Below are 16,887 nucleotides of genomic sequence, written 5' to 3'. Positions count from 1 at the left end.
CCTATGCCTGCACTAGACCAATACTTCCGTGACATGGTGACCAAAAACGCCTCGGATTTCCATCTCTCCAGTGGAAATACTCCCACCTTCCGCATGGGTGGGACGATGACCACTGTCGGTAAGGAAATTCTCACGGCTGACGCTGTCAAAACGCTCATTTATGAGATCATGCCCGAACGCAACCGCGTCGAATGGGAGCAGACTCACGATACCGATTTCGCCTACGAACTGAGCGGGACGGCTCGTTTCCGCTGTAACGCATTCGCCGACCGCAACGGCATTGGCGCGGTGTTCCGTCTCATCCCGTCAAAGATCCTCAGTTTCAAAGACCTTGGCCTGCCCGACACGATCAAGAAATTGTGTTTCCTCCAAAAAGGCCTCGTGCTCGTCACCGGACCGACCGGCAGCGGGAAATCGACGACGCTGGCGGCGCTGATTGATTTCATCAACGAAAAACGCACCGACCACATCATTACCATTGAAGATCCGATCGAGTTCGTGCATCCGAACAAGAAATGCCTTCTCAACCAGCGCGAGGTCCATTCCCACACCGACGGCTTCAAGCGCGCGCTACGGGCCGCCTTGCGCGAGGACCCCGACATCGTGCTCGTCGGCGAAATGCGCGATGTCGAGACCGTGGGCATCGCGCTCGAAACCGCCGAGACGGGGCATTTGGTTTTCGGCACGCTGCACACCAACAGCGCGCACATGACGGTGGACCGGCTCATCAACCAATTCCCCGCCGACGAACAGCCGCAAATCCGTTGCAGCCTGGCGGAAGGCTTGAAAGGCGTCGTCTCGCAAACCCTGTGCAAGAAGAAGGGCGGCGGACGCGTCGCGGCGCTGGAGATTCTCATGGGCAGCTACGCTCTCAGCGCCAATATTCGCGAGGGCAAACTGCAGCAGATCCCGAACTTCATCCAGATGGGGCGCAAAGAAGGTATGTGCTCGCTGAATGATTCGTTGTTGGATCTGGTTTCGAGGGGCATCGTGGAGCCTTCCGAGGCCTACCAGAAAGCGATTTCCAAGGACGAATTCCTCAAGCGCATGGGCACACTCCCGAACTGCCGCTCGCCCAAGGGTGCGCCGTGGACGGAAGAGGAGTTGCTCCAGGCCGCCGAACAGGCCGAAGCCGGCAACGGTGGAAATGGCAGCGAGTCGTTGCCGCCGCCGCCGCGAGTTCCCGACCGGAATTTGGCCCAGCGCGTCGAAGAACTTGTGGTTAACTGACCGATAATCCTGTCCGTTGACCGACGTTTTCGGTGTCGCCACACCGCTGTCATCAATAATCCGCTCACGGAGGATGGACTTTTACTTTGCCAGACTGACTCTTACAATGTAGTTTGGAATTATGGATATCCGTTTTGAATGTCCGCACTGTAAACGTCACATCAAGGTTGACGAGTCGGGAGCCGGATTGGAAATCAATTGTCCCGACTGCCAGTCACCGTTGACCATTCCGTCGCCCGCAAAGGCTTCGCTGGCGGTAGCTCCTCAGCCGATTAAACCGGCCGTGCGAACTTTGCCGCGCCTGCGAGCTGAGTCGCCCGCCGAGGCCGCAGCGGCAGCAGCCGTTCCTGTACTTGCTCCTCCGGTCGCGACCCTTGGCAAACCGGGAAAAGGCAGCAAGGGTGTACAATATCGTTGCAACAACCCGAACTGTAAGGCGATCGTGCCTGAGGCGAAACTTCTCACGCAACAGGTTGCCGGCAAAATATCAACGGTCTGCCCGAAGTGCCGTGGCGCCGTGACGCTGATGGCCAAGCCGCCGGGTTTCTTCGCGCGGATGATGGGGAAAAAATAAACTGTCGTACGTCACGACGCCAGCGTCTCACGGCTGGGCCGGTTTGAATAATTCCGCGAGCGGCAACTTTCCATTCCACATCCGCACGTCAAAAGTGTGTGGAGCGAGTAATGGTTTGCTTTCGACGCGACCACCGGCGTTTTCAAGGATGAGTTGGCCGGCGGCGATGTCCCACAGTTTGATGCCGTATTCCAAGTACGCGTCGAAGCGGCCGCAGGCCACGTACGCCACGTCGAGCGCCGCCGCGCCCATCAAGCGGACCTTGCGCACCTTGTGGATGATCTGGCCAAAGCTTTGCAGGCCTTGATCGATTGTCTCCATACTCTTGAAGAAACCCATGACCACGATGGCCTCGGAAGGCAGTGTTCGGGTACTGACCTGGATTGGTTTGCCTTGCAGGGTTGCCGGTTGACCTTTCGCGCTGGTGAACAACTCATCGATCTCCGGCGCAAGCACCACGCCGGCCACCGTCTCCCAATGATCGCCATCCCGTCGCTCTTGCGCCGCAATGGACACCGCGTAATGCGGGATGCCGTAGAAATAGTTCACCGTCCCGTCGAGAGGATCGACCACCCAGCGCACGTCCGCGTTGGGATTACCCGTCACCGCTTCTTCGCCGAGAATGCAGTGGTCGGGAAAATCCGCGAGAATGACCCGGGTGATGACTGCCTGCGCCTGCTCGTCAAGTTCCAGCTTGATGTCGTGTTGTGTGGCGAGGTTGACGTTTAGTGTCGAGCCGAAATTCTTCCGCAGCAGTTTCCCGGCGGCACTCGCTGCTTCGATGGCCGTTTCCAACATAGGTGGGAGATTGTAGGGGACACTGCCTGCTTGCCAACCATTATCTTGTCATTTCAGACGATAGTGTCCAATTATTTGAAACTGGAACAGAATGCCCTCTTCTTGCACTCCACCACCAATGTTGTGGATCACCAGCGGAACGCCGTTCTGAGAGCGTTTGTCGGAGACGAATCCTATGTGCGTGATCCCGCCTCCCAGGTCCCACGCGACGACATCGCCCGCGGCGTAGTGCTCCACCTCCCGGTCATTGGGTAGCGCGTATCCCTTCCGTTGGAAATAGGTCATTAGATTCGGCACTCGGCGGTGATCGATATTCTGGTCCGGTTTCTTCAAACCCCATTTCCGTGGGTACGCAGCGAACTCCCGCAACATGTCCTCATGGATTTCCTTCTGTAGATCAACCCCCTGTTCCCGGAAGGCACGGACTATGACATCAGCACATACTCCAGTATCCATGGAAACATCCCCTCCGGGATATTTTAACTTGCGGTAGGAAGAGTCGTAAGAGACGGTAATTCCAATCTGGTTTCTCGCTGCCGTAATCAGCTTATCCGGTTGGACCTCGGCGGAGCAGATGGCAGCGCCAAGCATCAGGGCGACTGTGACGAACTTCTTCATATCCCAACGGCTAAGAACCTCGAATACGAAACTCTCTAACTGGACGAGGGAGCTGACGTGCCTGAAGTCTGATCGCCTGCCGCATCCGCCGTTTGCTTCGCCGATTCGCCGGCCTCGACGGCAGAGGCGATGGCGGCTTGGACTTCGGCTTTGAGATCGTCGGGGGCGGGTTGGCCCAACGTAGGGACCGCTTCCACGAAGACGGGCGCGGCATCAGGAATCGACGCGACAGTCTGTTCCTTGCGCTCCAGGAGATCGTTGTGCAAATCTTCTTCGTGCGGGCGCAGGTCGGCGGCCAGGGTTGCCGCACCGTCGATGCGTTCTTCCTGCAGCTCGCGGGCTTTCTCGGACTGTTTGCGCTGGGTTTCCTCGCGCGGACTGAACTTCACGCTCACGACCTTCGAGACGCCGTGCTCTTCCATCGTGATGCCGTAGAGCGCATCGGCCATGCCGATGGTGCGCTTGTTGTGCGTGATGATGACGAACTGCGACTGCGTGATGAACCGTTGCAGGATGCGGACGAAACGGTTGATGTTCGATTCATCGAGCGGCGCGTCCAACTCGTCCAGCACGCAGAACGGCGACGGCTTGACCATATAGATGGCGAATAGCAGCGCGGTGGCGGTCAGGGTCTTCTCGCCGCCGCTGAGCAGGGTGACGCTCTGGAGTTGCTTGCCCGGCGGTTTTGCCACGATCTCGATGCCGCTTTCGAGCGGGTCGTTTTCGTCGAGCAGGATCAGGTTGGCTTTCCCGCCACCGAACAACTCGGTGTACATGATCTGGAAATTCTCGCGGATCTTCTCGAAGGTTTCCTGGAAAAGCTGCTTCGTGGTCAGGTTGATCTTGGTGATGACCTGCAGGAGCTGGTCCTTCGCCTTGACGAGGTCCTCGTGCTGTTGGGAAAGGAAATTGTGGCGCTGCTCCAATTCCTCAAACTCGTTGATGGCTTCCACGTTTACCGGGCCCATCGCGTCGAGCTTCGACTGAAGCTCGGTGACCTGGAGTTCGATGGCGTCCCAATCGACCGGCAGTTCCACTTGCTCAGTGATCGCGGGACCCTGGTCGGCAACGGTGATATTGATCAGGTCCGCGCGAACATCCTCGACATTCACTTGATACTTCTGCCAGACGCGGTCCTTGAGGTTCTGGCTCTCCATTCGCTTTTGAGCGAGCTGGACTTCAAAGCCTGATTTTTGCGACTGCGCGTCGTTCGCCTGTTTGCGGATGCCGCGCAGTTCTTCCTCGGCCTGCTCGATGCCGGTGGCCACTTCAGCGCGCTGGTGTTGGAGGCCGCTGATGTGCTGTTGCGATTGCTCGCGGGCACCGGCGAGTTCGGCGATCTTCTGCTCCGACTCGCCAATCTCCGTCCGAAACTGTTCGATCTTTGCCGTGTAACTGGTGATTTCACTGGCGCAGATCTCCATGCGCTCGTGCAGGTCGCGCACACGGGCCGCAATGGGCTCGCGCTGGCTCTCGATCGCCCGGCGCTTGTGCTCGATGCCGCCGACACTGACACGCAACTCGGTGAGTTGCTGGGTCATCTGCTCCTTGCGAACCAGCAGTTCGTTAACCGCTTGCTGGGCGACGTTCATCTGCTGTTGCAGTTCACCCTGGCGCGCTTCCGACCCGCGCAGGGCAACTAGAATCGTCTCACGGCGCTGTTTCTCCTCAGTGTCCTGCTGTTCGATCGACTGCAACTCGAACACCACCGTGTGGACCTTGCTCTCCAGGTCGCGGCCTTCGGTCGCCAACGCGTTGAGCTCGCCTTCCTTCGCGGCGAGGGCGATTTCCTTCGCGTGGAGATCGGCGCGGAGAACGGAAAGCTCGGTTTCGAGGGCGGCCTCCTTCTGCTCCAGTTCAACCCGGGCAGTTTCCTGGCCGGAAACCCGCGCCTGAAGTTGCGCGACTTCCTGCGTCAGCTCGCCGATTTCAGCGATGTGGCTCTTGGAGACAGCGCTCAGGATGCCGTGCTCATCCACCAACTCTCCTCGAAGCGTGGCGACCGCCAAGTGCGGATGATATTGCCGCAGAGAAAGTGCGATATCCAGATCGCCTGCTATCACCACGCCGTGCAGCAGCGAACGAACCAGTGGCTCAAAGCGCACATCGCGGACGCAGGCGACAGCGGTTGCCCAAGCCATCGCGCCTTGCGGCAGGTCGCCGGTCGATTGATCAAGGCTGACGCGCGGTGATTCCGGCGCGGCGACGGATGGATTCTGCAGTCCGCTCGCGAGCAATTGACGGGCGGCACTGAGGTCATCGGCCAAGATCGTGTGAATCGCGTGATGCAACGCGGCTTCAATGGCGGCACCGTATTGGGGTTCGACGTCAAGGATGTTGCCAAGAGTCGTCCGTCCATCCGGCGCGGCGAAGAACTGGCGCAGCACGTCGAGTCGCGCGCCCTTCTGCGAGGCGTCCGTGATTCCCACTTGATGCGTCAGCGTGGCGACGCTTGCTTGCGAAGAAACCTCGTTCAACTCGGACTGCTTCGCGGTCAACGCGGCACGCAGCGTATTCACGCTACTGCGCAGTTCGGCAAGGCCATCGTTATAGGTCTGGAGGCGTTGCTCCAGCGCGCGGCGCTGATCTTCTAGTTGCAAACGTTCGGTCGAGAGACGCTCGGCGCGGACGACATCGTACTTCTTTTTCTGGTCGAGTCCCGCCAGTTCGTTGCGGCTATGGGCGATGGCGCTCTCCAGGTCGACGAGCGCAGACTTGGCTTCGGTCAACGCAGTATTCTTCTGAGAAAGGTCGGCGTCGAGTTGCCGCACAGCGTCCTGCTGGGCCTGTAATTTGGCCTGTTCGGAGGCGAGGCTGGAATCGATCTGCTCGAACTCGGTATTGAGTGACGCGAGGAGTTCTTCTTGAACGCGAATTTTCTCCTCGGCGCCCGCGGTCTCGCGATGGTTGTTCTCGATGAGTTGTTCGAGTTCGGTGATCCGCTCGGTGTTGGTCGTCGTGCGCTGCTGATGTCGGTCGGCTTCGCTCTTGAGTTCGTGGTCGCGGTTGACGGCTTCGCTGATGGCGCGCTCGATTTCCGCGAGCGAACGTCGGAGATCGGCGATCTGCTGTTCCTTCTCGGCGATTTGACCTGAAAACGCCTCGGATTGGTGAACGAAATTGGCGATTTGGGATTCGAGGCCCGTGATGTCGGCCTGCAACAGATCGTATTTGTGCCGCGCGAGACGCGTGTCGATTCCCTTGAGCTGGTCGAAGAGTTCCTTGTAACGGCGGGCCTTGCCGGCCTGGCGCTGCAACGAAATGATCTGGCGTTTGACTTCCTTGATGATGTCGGTGATGCGGACGAGGTTGGCCTCGGTGTACTCGAGCTTGCGGAGGGCTTCTTTCTTCTGGTGCTTGTACTTGTTAATGCCCGCGGCTTCTTCAAAAATTGTGCGGCGATCTTCGGGATGCGCGCTGAGAATCTGGTCGATCTGTCCCTGCGCCATCAGCGAATAACTCGAACGGCCAATGCCCGTGTCCATAAACAGGCCCTGGATGTCGCGGAGGCGGCAGGGCGTTTTGTTGATGAAATACTCGCCATTGCCGTCGCGATGGACGCGGCGCGAGATCGTGATTTCGGAGAAGTCGAGATTGACGCCCGGTAGCGAGAGGCTCGTGGGATCGACCTCGGCAAAGGTCATGCTGACTTCGGCGAGGTTGATGGCCCGGCGGCCGTCGGTGCCGTTGAAGATAACGTCGGCCATTTCGCTGCCGCGCAGCGCCTTGGCTGATTGCTCCCCGAGCACCCAGCGGATCGCGTCGGAGATATTGGATTTTCCACAGCCGTTCGGACCGACCACCGCGGTCACGCCCGGCAAAAACTCAAGCGTAGTCTTTTCAGCAAATGACTTGAAGCCAATGAGCTGAAGGCTCTTCAGATACATAATGAGGTCCCCACCCCTTTCTTTGCGGGAAAGATAGCGAGAGCCTTTGTGAAAGCAAGCTAAAAATCAAGTACTTACGCGCCCGGATTCGCCGGGGAAGGAGCAGTTACTAAAACTCACTTCTTTACTTCTGAACCTCTAATTCTGAACCAAGTCTTTGTTAAACTCTGCCTGGCTGATCTCTCGAACCTCGGATTCTTTTATGGTTACAGTGGCCCCGGTTTTCGCGTCAACAAATCGCAGTGTCCCGCTGGCTCTGTGTATCTCTGTCGCGTAATACGTCTTGTCACGGTTCAAATCCTTAACGACGTAATAAGACGCGCAGCCGGTCGTAGCCAAGCCAAGCACGGCGACGAAAACAGCTCTCCTAATCAGGTGGGCTCGACATTGCATAATAAGATCTCCGTTCCTTGACGCGGAGGGTATTCAATTAGAACCGCTTGGGCAAGATGAAAACCCAAAGAACGCGGAAAGTGCGAGGTCTTTTCTTATCGTAAAACGATAATTCTACTCGACATAGTGTGAGGGAATGATATGATTGGTGCGGTTCTTTGACAGGATCGTGATCCGCCGCCACGGTTTCCTCCTTCGCTAAAGCTATGGAGGACAGGATGGCGGACAACAGGCGTTGTTTTTCAGGGGAGCCTACTTCGCGAGACGCCACGAAGGCCGAGGCGGAGGGCGCGAAAAATACACAAATTACGAAACGAACCCCCCAGTTAACATGCGCGTTAAGAACTGGTTACGCGTTTGGCCTCCGGAAATTGGCGAGGAGGGTTGCGCCCAAAACAACATGGGCGCGTCTCATGTGGCCAGTGCCACATTCGGCTTGTGAATAACAGGCGAACAACCTCGGAGGGAAACCTATTTCCTGGGTTCCTGATGGCCGTTGGCTTCTTCGAGGTAGGTGGTTCCGCCAAATTCGGTCACGCGCAGGTATTGCTGCCAGACTGTCGCCCCAAGATCAGCCGTTGCATTCAAAGTCTGGGTGACCGGGTCGGGGGACTTCGAGGTTTCCGACGCCAGCGCTTCGGAGAGGACGCGACCGTCCATGTGCTCGGGCGATGGGACTCCCAGGATGTGGAGGACCGTTGGAGCGAGGTCGATGTTGCCGGACGGCAATTGATTCACAAGCCCCTTGCGGAAGTCGGGGCCGGCGGCGACGAGAGTGTTGTGCCGGTCGAATGGACTGAGGCTGGTATGAACCCCTCGTCCCGGGCCGTTGCCGCCGTCGCTGATGACCGAGCCGGCGATCCCTTCGGTGTTCTTGTCAGTGGTCCATCGGAACGAGAGGGCGATGTCCGGCGCGTCCGATGTATTGATGCGGACCTGGTCAAGGGTGAACGTCCCTGCCATCGTCTCGCGCGTGAAAATCGCGCCTGTGAAATCCTGCGCCTGGAGAAGCTCGACAATCTTATGAGTGAGTTTGGAATCATGGCCGACCACATAGAACAATTCCGTTCCGCCATTGCCGATTGCGAGGATGTCATCGTTGACGGGCGGCTGCAGGAACTCGCGCACGGCATTGAAGCCCGCCTTTTTCAGGAAGGCTGCAATGTCCACCGAGCGGGAAGTCGTCGAAAATCCGTGATCGGAGATGACAAAAACATCGGTCTTGTCGCGGACGCCGCGGGCGGTCAACTCCTGCAGCACGCGGGCGAGATTGTCGTCGGAACCTTTCAGCGCCTTGAAAGCCCTGACCGTGCCAAGACCCGCGTTATGCTGGGTGGCGTCCGGCTCGCTGAGCCAGAGCAACGAAAATGCCGGCACACCCTTGTCCCACAGCGGGCCGATCAGCGCATGCGTCGCGAATTCATCCTGACGCGTATTCGGGATGTCCTTGGGCGTGAAAGCGGGCAGATCCAGTTTTTCCACAGCGGCGGCGGGGACAGTGGCGTGTTCGAACAGGTTCACGCAATCGGCGCAGATCCGTCCCTGTTCCAGGCGATCATGCAAGAGCACGACGGGTTTGGCGCCTGCGATGACCGTTCTCCTCCCGGCGTGCTGCAGGATTTCCTCAAGTGTGGGCACCTGGAGGTAATGGTTATGTGTAACATCGTCGCCCTTGCGGACAGCAGCGAGATCCTGAACATCAACGGGCTTCAGCGGATTGATGGTGGGGCGATACTCGCGATTGGCGAGAATGCCGCTACGGTTCGGGTAACAGCCCGTCGCGATCGCGGTGCCATTGACCTCGGTCGAGCAGAGATAGACGGCGTGGTGGTTCTGGAAGAACACGCCCTCGTGCGCGAGTTGATACAACGTCGGGGTGTTGGTCTCGTTAACGAAGTCCGGCCGCATACCGTCCCACACCACGACGACAACGTGCTCGGCTTTTCCGGCGGCGAATCCGGGTACAGCCGCGGACAAAACAGCGGCCAGGATGATGGAAAGAAGGCGCATAAGCGCGGCATTGTAGCGTCGATTTTCGAGGCTGCAACGGGAAAGCGGTTCGTGTTACGTTACTTTATGATGACGAATTTGAGCGGGGGAAGCGCGAGGTTCCGTGGTTGGGTAAACAGACATGAAGATTGAGTTACCACCGGGCGATTTCGAGGCGTACATCTTTGATTGTGACGGCACCCTGGCCGACACGATGCCGCTGCATTACCAGGCCTGGCTGACGGCCCTGAAAGAGTATAATTGCGCCTTCCCGGAAGCGCTGTTCTACGAACTTGGCGGGGTGCCCACGGATCGGATTGTCGAGATTCTCAACGAACGCCACGGCTGTTCGATGCCCGTGCGGGAAACCGCGACTTACAAAGATGACCTGTTCGTCCAGATGATCCCGCAGACACTGCCGATCGAGCCGGTGGTCGAGTTGGTGCATCAGTTCCACGGTGAGAAACCGCTGGCTGTCGCGTCCGGAGGCACACGGGACATCGTAACCCGAACCCTGGAAGCGCTGGGCATCCTGCGCAAATTCCAGGCCATCGTCACCGTGGAAGATTATCGTCACGGCAAACCCGCGCCCGATCCGTTTCTCGAAGCCGCCCGACAACTCGGCGTCGTTCCGCAACATTGCCTCGTCTTCGAGGACACGAGCGCCGGCATCGCCGCGGCCCGGGCCGCCAACATGAAATGGGTGCTTGTGGAACCGCCCCATCGCAAACCGTGAACGACGACCAGATCCAACGTCTCCTGCAGGATCTCGTGCAGATCCCGAGCGTGAGTCCCCACGGTGATCCTGGCACCGCACAGAAAAATACGGGCGAAGCGCAGATCGCCGAGTATATCGCCGAGGTCCTGCGTAAACTCGCGCTCGATGTGGAGCTCCGTGAAATTGAACCGGGCCGCCCCAATATCATCGGGAAATTCACCTCGCGCGGCGCGAAACGTTCCGTCGCCTTCGCGCCCCACACCGACACCGTCAGCGTGGCGGGGATGACGATTGACCCGTTTGCCGCCGAGATTCGTGACGGCAAACTCTACGGACGCGGGGCGTGCGATGCGAAAGGCCCGCTGGCCGCCATGCTAGCGGCACTGGCCAACGCTGTTCGGAAGAAAGAATTTCGCGAAGGCGACCTCGATGTGTATTTCTGCGCGGTGATGGGTGAAGAAAGCGGCAATTATGGCGCCAAGGCGTTGGCCGAGTCAGGGTTCAAGGTGGATTTTGCGGTGGCAGGCGAACCGACGGAGGGCCGCATCGTGTACACTCACAAGGGTGCGCTCTGGTGCAAGATTGTCACGCGGGGACGAAGCGCTCATGGTTCCCTGCCGGAGAAGGGCGTCAACGCAATCGGGAAAATGGCGGAGGTCGTCCGGTACCTCCTGGGCGATTACACGCACGTGCTGGCAAAAGCCGCCGATCCGGTTCTCGGTGCGCCCACAGTGAACGTGGGGACGATCCGCGGCGGCACGCAAAGTAATATCGTACCGGACTACTGCGAGATCGAAGTCGATCGCCGCACGGTACCGGGCGAGAACCACGAAGAGATTCTTGCGACTCTGCGCCAGACGTTCCATCACGTTCCAATTACGACAGAAATCCTCAGCGACTGCCCGCCACTGCGGACCGACCCGCAAAACGCGTTTGTGCAGAAGCTGGCCGAAGCAACGGGACATCCCGAGAGTGCGCTCGTCGGCGCGCCCTGGTTTTGTGATGCGGGGATCCTGGCACAATACGGCGTCCCCGCCGTCGCCTTCGGCCCGGACAACATCGCCCAGGCCCATACTGCCGATGAATTCGTGGAGTGCCGGAAAGTTCTCCATGCGGCGCAGGTGTTGGAGAGGTTCCTTTTGTCCGACGGCGGCAACCTGGGGCGATAAAAAATGAGTTTGTAAAATCCGCCCGTCTATGCGCATTCTGGTGGCGGGTGATGGTGAGGAAAAGCGCGAGTGCATCACCCTTATACACACGCTGTCAGGCTGGTGAATTTTCTCTTGAGGGGAACGTCTGACCGTGATACTCGGAACGAGCCGATTCGTTAGTTGAGGAAAGGGAGACGTCCATGCGCATGAAGAACCGGTCAATCATGATGTTCAATGGCGGCCAACAAACGAGGCGACCATTCAATAATTCCCGCCGCACCCTTCTCGTGGCCGGATGTTTACTGTCCCTGGCCGGCTGTCTCGTGACCACAGTCATGGCGGAAACGGGCGATGCGCGCAAGGCGGCCATTTTTGTGGCCAACCGCGCGGACAAAAGCCTGGATGACAAGCTCGGGACGTTTGAAGATTTTATTACCAGCCACATTACGGAGAAGGGATTCACCGTCATCAGCCGCGAGGTGGCGACGGACGCGTTAAGCAGTTTGAAGAAGGATAGCAAGCCAACCGACGCCGACCAATTGCTGAGCGACAATTCCTCGGTGCTGCGCCTGGGACAGTTGTTGGGGGTGGACTATTTGATTTTGGCGTCGATCAGCTCCTACGGGAGCGACAAGAGGGCCACGGATGCCTACGGCGAGAAGACCGTCAATGTCATCCACAATCTTCGCGTAACCTACAAGATTCTCGATGCGACGCACGGCGGCACGCTGGCCAGCGATACGATCAAGACGAGCAAGACCATCCGCTACTCGGAGACCGCCTCGGAGGTTGACAGCGATCTCATCAATGGTTTGCTGGATGACGCCAGTGAACAGGTGGCGGCAAGCGTTGGGAAGAAGGACATCAAGGTGGTTTCATTGTCCAAGGATCAAGTCGATTTCAGCATCGCTTGCGGGATGCAGGACCTGGCGAATGTGCCGATGAGCATTCCGGATGTGCGACTTGACGATGGCAACAATGTATCGATCGGCAAGGATAAGCTGGAAGTGCAGGCACTGGACGTGACAGTGGAACTGGATGGCGTGGTGATCGGTTCGGCGCCCTCCAGCTTCAAGGCCGCGCCCGGATTACACAAGATCCGCCTGAGCCGGGAAGCTTTCAAACCCTGGGAACGCACCATTAACCTCACCGACGGCCAGAAACTCAAGGTGGCGTTGCAGATGACCGAGGCCGGGTATCAGCGCTGGAAGGACAACACCGCGTTCCTGGCGGCCCTGGAGAACAACAAGAAATTGACCGATGCCGAGGCGGAGAAGATTCGGGGGATCGCCCAGATGTTCCGCCAGAGCGGGTACAAGGTGGACGTGAAATCTGACGTCAAAGTCGACGTGAAACGCCGCACCATTTTTTGAGATTCATTATAATAGAATGGCCGCTGAGGCAACTGCGAGATGACCTCCAATTTGTCAACGGCTAATGAACCACGAAGAGGATCCATGAAGAATCCGATGATCAAATTAATCTGGGCAGTGTTGGGGATGACCGTTTTGGCTGTGCCCTCGGTACTGGCGGACAAGGACACGCTGGGGGTCTCGACGGTCAAGCCGTCGCCGTCGTTGGTCGAGAGCGTGAAGCGGGACGGCAAGGACGTTGAAATGCGACAGGTCATCGAGTCGCTGGATGGGCAGTTGATTGATGCCATCAACGCCAGCCGGAAGTTTGAGTTGATCTCGCGCAGCGATCTCAAGGAAGTGCATGCCGAGCAGCAGTACGCCAATTCGGGCAATGTGGACCCCAACGACAAGGCGGCGGCGAAACAATTCAAAGAGGCGGGCGCGAAGTACCTGCTGGTCACCAGCGTGGATGGCTTCAAGGATTTCAGCGAGAACTCGATTGTCGGCGAGACGGGGCAAAGCGCGATGGTTCGCGTGCTCAGTCTTTCGGCAGTCGCCAAGATCTACAATTCGACCACGGGAAAGCTGCTGGAGGCGACGAATTTTCAAATCCGCAAGGACCAACGGCTACTGAGCTTGAAGCGCGGGAACGAAAACGCGGCCTTGAGCGATGAGTTGTTGGTGGGAGTGGCCCGGTCCATGGCGGAGAAGATCGCCAATCGCGTGGCGGACGTGATCTTCCCGGCCAAGGTCATCGCCAAACGTGACAAGCAGGTCACGATCAACCGCGGCGACGGCACGGGCATCGCCGCCGGACAAGTTTGGGGAGTTTACGCCCTCGGTGAAGAAATGATCGATCCCGACACGAAAGAATCCCTTGGACGAGAAGAAGCCAAGGTCGGTGAAGTCAAGGTGACAGCCGTTCAGCCGAAATTCTCCACGGCTGAGGTCGTCGGTGAGGACAACGGAATTGCCACGGGCGCTATTTTGAGAATGCCCAAGCCCTAAAAACTGTGTTGCGGGTTCGATATCGTAAAATGAGAACACGAAAAATCCTCCATTACGGTTTGTGTTTCACGACGCTGCTCAGCCTCACCATCACGGGCCGGGCGCAGAATCAAGCCAGCTACGAGCAGACTGCCGAACAATGCGCAAAGAAGGCGGGCAAGATCGCTGATTCCAAGGACGGGATCCTGTTGAAGCTGGAAGAAGGCGCGGCGTGGAGGTGCGCGGGCAAGTACGAACAGAGCAACCAGGCTTTCGACCTCGCTGAGGATCGCATCAACTTCTTTGATGACCAGGCCAAGGTCAAGGTGTCGGATACGGCCAAGACCACCATCCTAGGGCCATCCTCGTTGACCTATGAAGGTCACGCTTCCGACAAGATTTTGATGAACACCTACAAGGCCCTGAATTACATCCAATTGGGCCAGTACGACAAGGCGCGCGTGGAATTGAACCGGGCACTGGAGCGCCAGCGGGAAGCGGTCGAGTTGAATGCCGCTCGCTTGGAAAAAGCCCGGGAAAAGGCCGGGAAGCAGCAAAACCAGGCCGACACGGACAAGGTCCAGAGCGACGAACAATTCCAGAGCGAGACGAAGAAGGAGTACGGCGACCTGGACGGGATGAAGTTCTATGCAGACTATGTCAATCCCCTGACGGTGTACCTGGATGGATTGTTCTTCATGACCCAGGCCTCGGGCAGTTCCGATTACGAACGGTCGCATAAATCCTTTGATCGCGTCCGCGCGATGTCGGGCGACAGCCGGTTTATCAATGATGATATCGACGCGGTTATCCACGCACAGGCCGGCCAATCCCCGGGGCCGATGACTTATGTGATATTTGAAGCCGGCAAAGCACCGGTCCGGGAAGAGACGCACCTCAACACCCCGGCGTATATGGCCGGGGGCCAGGGCATGGGCAGCGTGAGGAATGCCAGCGTTGCCTTCCCGAAGCTGAGGTTCCAGAACAAGGCCGTGACGCCGTTTACCGTGAGCGCCAGCGGCACGAATGCAACGGCCGCGTTGCTGTCGAGCACGGACAGTGTTGTGGCCCACGAGTTCAAGGATGAATGGCCCCTGGTGATGACAACGACCCTGACGGCCTATTTTGCGCGCGGGGTGGCTGGCAACGCGGCGAAAAAGGGCGGGTTTGGCGGCATTGGTGGCGCCGTGGCCGGTCTCGCTGTTGAGACCTGGTTAAGAACAGTCAATCATGCCGACTTGCGCTGCTGGGGCTCGTTGCCCAAGGAATATTATTTTTGCCACATCTCCACGCCCGCGGATCGAAAGATCGAACTCGCGATGCCCAATGGGAACAAGACCAGCGTGGCGGTTAACGAAGGAACGGTGAATTTGGTTTGGGTAAAGGCCGCCAACGAAAGCACCCCGTTGTTGGTATCGCAAGGGAGACTGAAATAATGAGAAACACTTCTTGGTCGAGCTTGGTGGCTGTGGCCGCCACCGCATTTCTTTCGTCGTGCGCCAGCGTCAATACCGTTCAACGGCAGGATCCCGTGGGGAATCGCCAGATGGTTCCCGATCGTCGGGTGATTACGGACCAGACCCTCGACCGCATGGTCAGCGTCATCGGGGTGAATGAAGCCACGATCAGCACCGGCCTCTTGAAGATCCAGGTGGAACTCTTGAACCGGAGCACATCCAGCCAGAATTTTGCCTACTTGATCGAGTGGTTCGACGCCAACGGCATGATCGTCAGCAGCACCAGTTCGAGATGGATGAATCGCCAGATTCTGCCCGGCCAGACCGTGGACATCACGGCCATTGCGCCCAGCGAGTCCGTGAAGGATTTCCGTATTCAGCTTGCCCGTAAATAGCCACGTTAACCACAAACCAAAAGGAAGCCCAGATCATGAGCACAAAACGAATCCTCGTTCATTGTTTTATCGCGGCCCTTGCCGCCCTGCCGTTTAGCAGTTGCGCTACTTCGCCGCACGTTGTGGAAGGACCCAACAAAGCCACCTCCATGGGCATTGACACCGACGATTTTGCCTCCCAGGCAGACCAGATGATTCAATCCTTGTTGAATTCGGGCGTTCTTGACAAATCCACCCGCAAGCCTGCGGTCATGGTTGTTGGGCGCATCGTGAATAACACCACGCGCCAGGTGGATACCGATCTACTGACCAAGAATATCCGCGTAGCCCTCAACAAAAGCGGCAAGGCGACAACCGATGTCACCGGCGGGGCCTTGAGTGACCCGGATTTCACGCTCTCCGGCAAAATCATCGAGAACCGCGTCCGCCAGGGAAACATTCGCCAATCGACCTACACATTCCAGCTGTCCCTGTCCGATCAAGCGGGCACAGCGGCTTGGGAAGAGCAGAAAGAAGTTACGAAGCAGTCCGAACGGGCCGGAGCCGGATTCTAGTCCGCCTGTTTACTGCGGGACCGCCTCGAAACGGTGTCCATGGTGTACGCCATGGACACCTGTTTTTTTACCGATTCTGCAACTCGTGATGCAAGATGCTGAGGGTGTAAATCGCCGCGGTTTCGGCGCGGAGCACGAGCGGGCCAAGCGAAAGCGGCAGGCAGCCAGCGGATTTCGCCAGACCTAATTCGGCGGGAGTGAAGTCACCTTCGGGACCAATAAGAATCAGGAGGGACGACGGCTTTGCGGAGTCGCCAAGGATCTTCTTCAGCGGTTTGGCGTCGGGCTGCAATGAGCCAATGAGTTTGAGATCGTACTGCGGCAATGCCACGAGAAAATCATGCGCCTTGCGCGGCGATTGAATTTCCGGGAGCCAGTTGTTGCCGCATTGCTTGCACGATTCGAGCGCGATTTCCCGCCAACGCTCCACTTTCTTGGAATCGTCGTCGAGTTTCACTACCGAACGTTCTGATACCAATGGCACAATCGTTGCCACCCCCAACTCCGTTGCTTTCTGCACGATCAGATCCATGCTCTTTTTCGGGATCGCCTGTGCCAACGTGATGCGGCAGGGCAACGGCGTGGCGTTGGACTGCGTGAGCAACTTCAGTTGCACAGATTGATTGGAGATTTGCGAGATCGAGGCCTGCGCCTCATGCCCACGACCATCGAACACGTTGACCGTATCACCGGTCTTCAGCCGCAACACATGCAACGCGTGATGCGCCTCCTCCGCTCCGAGGACGGTCGTTTGCAGATTCGGAAGGAAAAACCGGTGCAT

The 16,887-nt window shown here is 58.0% G+C and carries 14 protein-coding genes; 9 read left to right on the top strand and 5 right to left on the bottom strand.

The annotated features are described in order from the left end of the window. The first annotated feature begins 3 nt into the window (after nucleotides 1-3). Both VNL17_07565 and VNL17_07560 read left to right on the top strand, forming a co-directional pair. Entirely contained in the window at nucleotides 4-1,230 is a 1,227-nt protein-coding gene (locus VNL17_07565; protein ID HXI83934.1) for a type IV pilus twitching motility protein PilT, read from the top strand. Between the two features lie 121 nt (nucleotides 1,231-1,351). Further along, the gene (locus VNL17_07560; protein HXI83933.1) at nucleotides 1,352-1,804 is read left to right on the top strand and encodes a hypothetical protein; all 453 of its coding nucleotides are present in this window, start codon (nucleotides 1,352-1,354) and stop codon (nucleotides 1,802-1,804) included. Between the two features lie 27 nt (nucleotides 1,805-1,831). Here VNL17_07560 and VNL17_07555 read toward each other — a convergent pair whose 3' ends face one another. The 4 genes from VNL17_07555 to VNL17_07540 all read right to left on the bottom strand — a co-directional run bounded on the left by VNL17_07555 (nucleotide 1,832) and on the right by VNL17_07540 (nucleotide 9,510). Continuing rightward, nucleotides 1,832-2,602, bottom strand: a complete 771-nt coding sequence (locus VNL17_07555) for an inositol monophosphatase family protein (protein HXI83932.1) — start codon at nucleotides 2,600-2,602, stop codon at nucleotides 1,832-1,834. Between the two features lie 48 nt (nucleotides 2,603-2,650). Next, on the bottom strand, nucleotides 2,651-3,193 hold the full coding sequence (locus tag VNL17_07550) for a DUF1287 domain-containing protein (protein HXI83931.1): 543 nt from the start codon (nucleotides 3,191-3,193) through the stop codon (nucleotides 2,651-2,653). 62 nt (nucleotides 3,194-3,255) lie between these two features. Then, entirely contained in the window at nucleotides 3,256-7,107 is a 3,852-nt protein-coding gene (gene smc / locus VNL17_07545; GenBank protein HXI83930.1) for a chromosome segregation protein SMC, read from the bottom strand. A gap of 864 nt (nucleotides 7,108-7,971) precedes the next feature. Further along, the gene (locus VNL17_07540) at nucleotides 7,972-9,510 is read right to left on the bottom strand and encodes an alkaline phosphatase family protein (protein ID HXI83929.1); all 1,539 of its coding nucleotides are present in this window, start codon (nucleotides 9,508-9,510) and stop codon (nucleotides 7,972-7,974) included. 121 nt (nucleotides 9,511-9,631) lie between these two features. Here VNL17_07540 and VNL17_07535 point away from each other — a divergent pair, with 121 nt between their 5' ends. From VNL17_07535 to VNL17_07505, 7 genes are all read left to right on the top strand, one after another. After that, the gene (locus VNL17_07535) at nucleotides 9,632-10,225 is read left to right on the top strand and encodes an HAD family phosphatase (GenBank protein HXI83928.1); all 594 of its coding nucleotides are present in this window, start codon (nucleotides 9,632-9,634) and stop codon (nucleotides 10,223-10,225) included. Beyond that, nucleotides 10,222-11,376, top strand: coding sequence for a M20 family metallopeptidase (locus VNL17_07530; protein ID HXI83927.1), 1,155 nt, complete (start codon nucleotides 10,222-10,224; stop codon nucleotides 11,374-11,376). The genes VNL17_07535 and VNL17_07530 overlap by 4 nt, the downstream gene beginning before the upstream one ends. 182 nt (nucleotides 11,377-11,558) lie before the next feature. Further along, entirely contained in the window at nucleotides 11,559-12,731 is a 1,173-nt protein-coding gene (locus VNL17_07525) for a PEGA domain-containing protein (GenBank protein HXI83926.1), read from the top strand. Between the two features lie 84 nt (nucleotides 12,732-12,815). Further along, nucleotides 12,816-13,721 carry a CsgG/HfaB family protein gene (locus VNL17_07520; GenBank protein HXI83925.1) on the top strand — a complete coding sequence of 302 codons (906 nt, stop codon included), beginning with the start codon at nucleotides 12,816-12,818 and terminating at the stop codon, nucleotides 13,719-13,721. Between the two features lie 29 nt (nucleotides 13,722-13,750). Then, a complete protein-coding gene (locus tag VNL17_07515; GenBank protein HXI83924.1) occupies nucleotides 13,751-15,136 on the top strand; it encodes a hypothetical protein in 1,386 nt (461 codons plus the stop codon). Next, nucleotides 15,136-15,552, top strand: a complete 417-nt coding sequence (locus VNL17_07510) for a YcfL family protein (GenBank protein ID HXI83923.1) — start codon at nucleotides 15,136-15,138, stop codon at nucleotides 15,550-15,552. Before VNL17_07515 ends, VNL17_07510 begins: the two co-directional genes overlap by 1 nt. Before the next feature lie 35 nt (nucleotides 15,553-15,587). After that, nucleotides 15,588-16,106, top strand: coding sequence for a hypothetical protein (locus VNL17_07505; protein HXI83922.1), 519 nt, complete (start codon nucleotides 15,588-15,590; stop codon nucleotides 16,104-16,106). 67 nt (nucleotides 16,107-16,173) lie between these two features. Here the strand turns inward: VNL17_07505 and VNL17_07500 are convergent, their stop codons facing one another. Next, nucleotides 16,174-16,887, bottom strand: a complete 714-nt coding sequence (locus VNL17_07500; protein HXI83921.1) for a 16S rRNA (uracil(1498)-N(3))-methyltransferase — start codon at nucleotides 16,885-16,887, stop codon at nucleotides 16,174-16,176.

Source organism: Verrucomicrobiia bacterium (assembly GCA_035577545.1).
GTDB lineage: Bacteria > Verrucomicrobiota > Verrucomicrobiia > Palsa-1439 > Palsa-1439 > Palsa-1439.
This window is presented reverse-complemented; position numbering and strand designations above follow the sequence as displayed.

Bases quoted from the DNA above. Each gene is read 5' to 3' on its own strand.
- VNL17_07535 (HXI83928.1), top strand. From the start codon at position 9,632: ATGAAGATTGAGTTACCACCGGGCGATTTCGAGGCGTACATCTTTGAT.
- smc (HXI83930.1), bottom strand. From the start codon at position 7,107: ATGTATCTGAAGAGCCTTCAGCTCATTGGCTTCAAGTCATTTGCTGAA.
- VNL17_07510 (HXI83923.1), top strand. From the start codon at position 15,136: ATGAGAAACACTTCTTGGTCGAGCTTGGTGGCTGTGGCCGCCACCGCA.
- VNL17_07525 (HXI83926.1), top strand. From the start codon at position 11,559: ATGCGCATGAAGAACCGGTCAATCATGATGTTCAATGGCGGCCAACAA.
- VNL17_07540 (HXI83929.1), bottom strand. From the start codon at position 9,510: ATGCGCCTTCTTTCCATCATCCTGGCCGCTGTTTTGTCCGCGGCTGTA.
- VNL17_07555 (HXI83932.1), bottom strand. From the start codon at position 2,602: ATGTTGGAAACGGCCATCGAAGCAGCGAGTGCCGCCGGGAAACTGCTG.
- VNL17_07565 (HXI83934.1), top strand. From the start codon at position 4: ATGCCTGCACTAGACCAATACTTCCGTGACATGGTGACCAAAAACGCC.
- VNL17_07560 (HXI83933.1), top strand. From the start codon at position 1,352: ATGGATATCCGTTTTGAATGTCCGCACTGTAAACGTCACATCAAGGTT.
- VNL17_07520 (HXI83925.1), top strand. From the start codon at position 12,816: ATGAAGAATCCGATGATCAAATTAATCTGGGCAGTGTTGGGGATGACC.
- VNL17_07500 (HXI83921.1), bottom strand. From the start codon at position 16,887: ATGCACCGGTTTTTCCTTCCGAATCTGCAAACGACCGTCCTCGGAGCG.
- VNL17_07550 (HXI83931.1), bottom strand. From the start codon at position 3,193: ATGCTTGGCGCTGCCATCTGCTCCGCCGAGGTCCAACCGGATAAGCTG.
- VNL17_07515 (HXI83924.1), top strand. From the start codon at position 13,751: ATGAGAACACGAAAAATCCTCCATTACGGTTTGTGTTTCACGACGCTG.
- VNL17_07505 (HXI83922.1), top strand. From the start codon at position 15,588: ATGAGCACAAAACGAATCCTCGTTCATTGTTTTATCGCGGCCCTTGCC.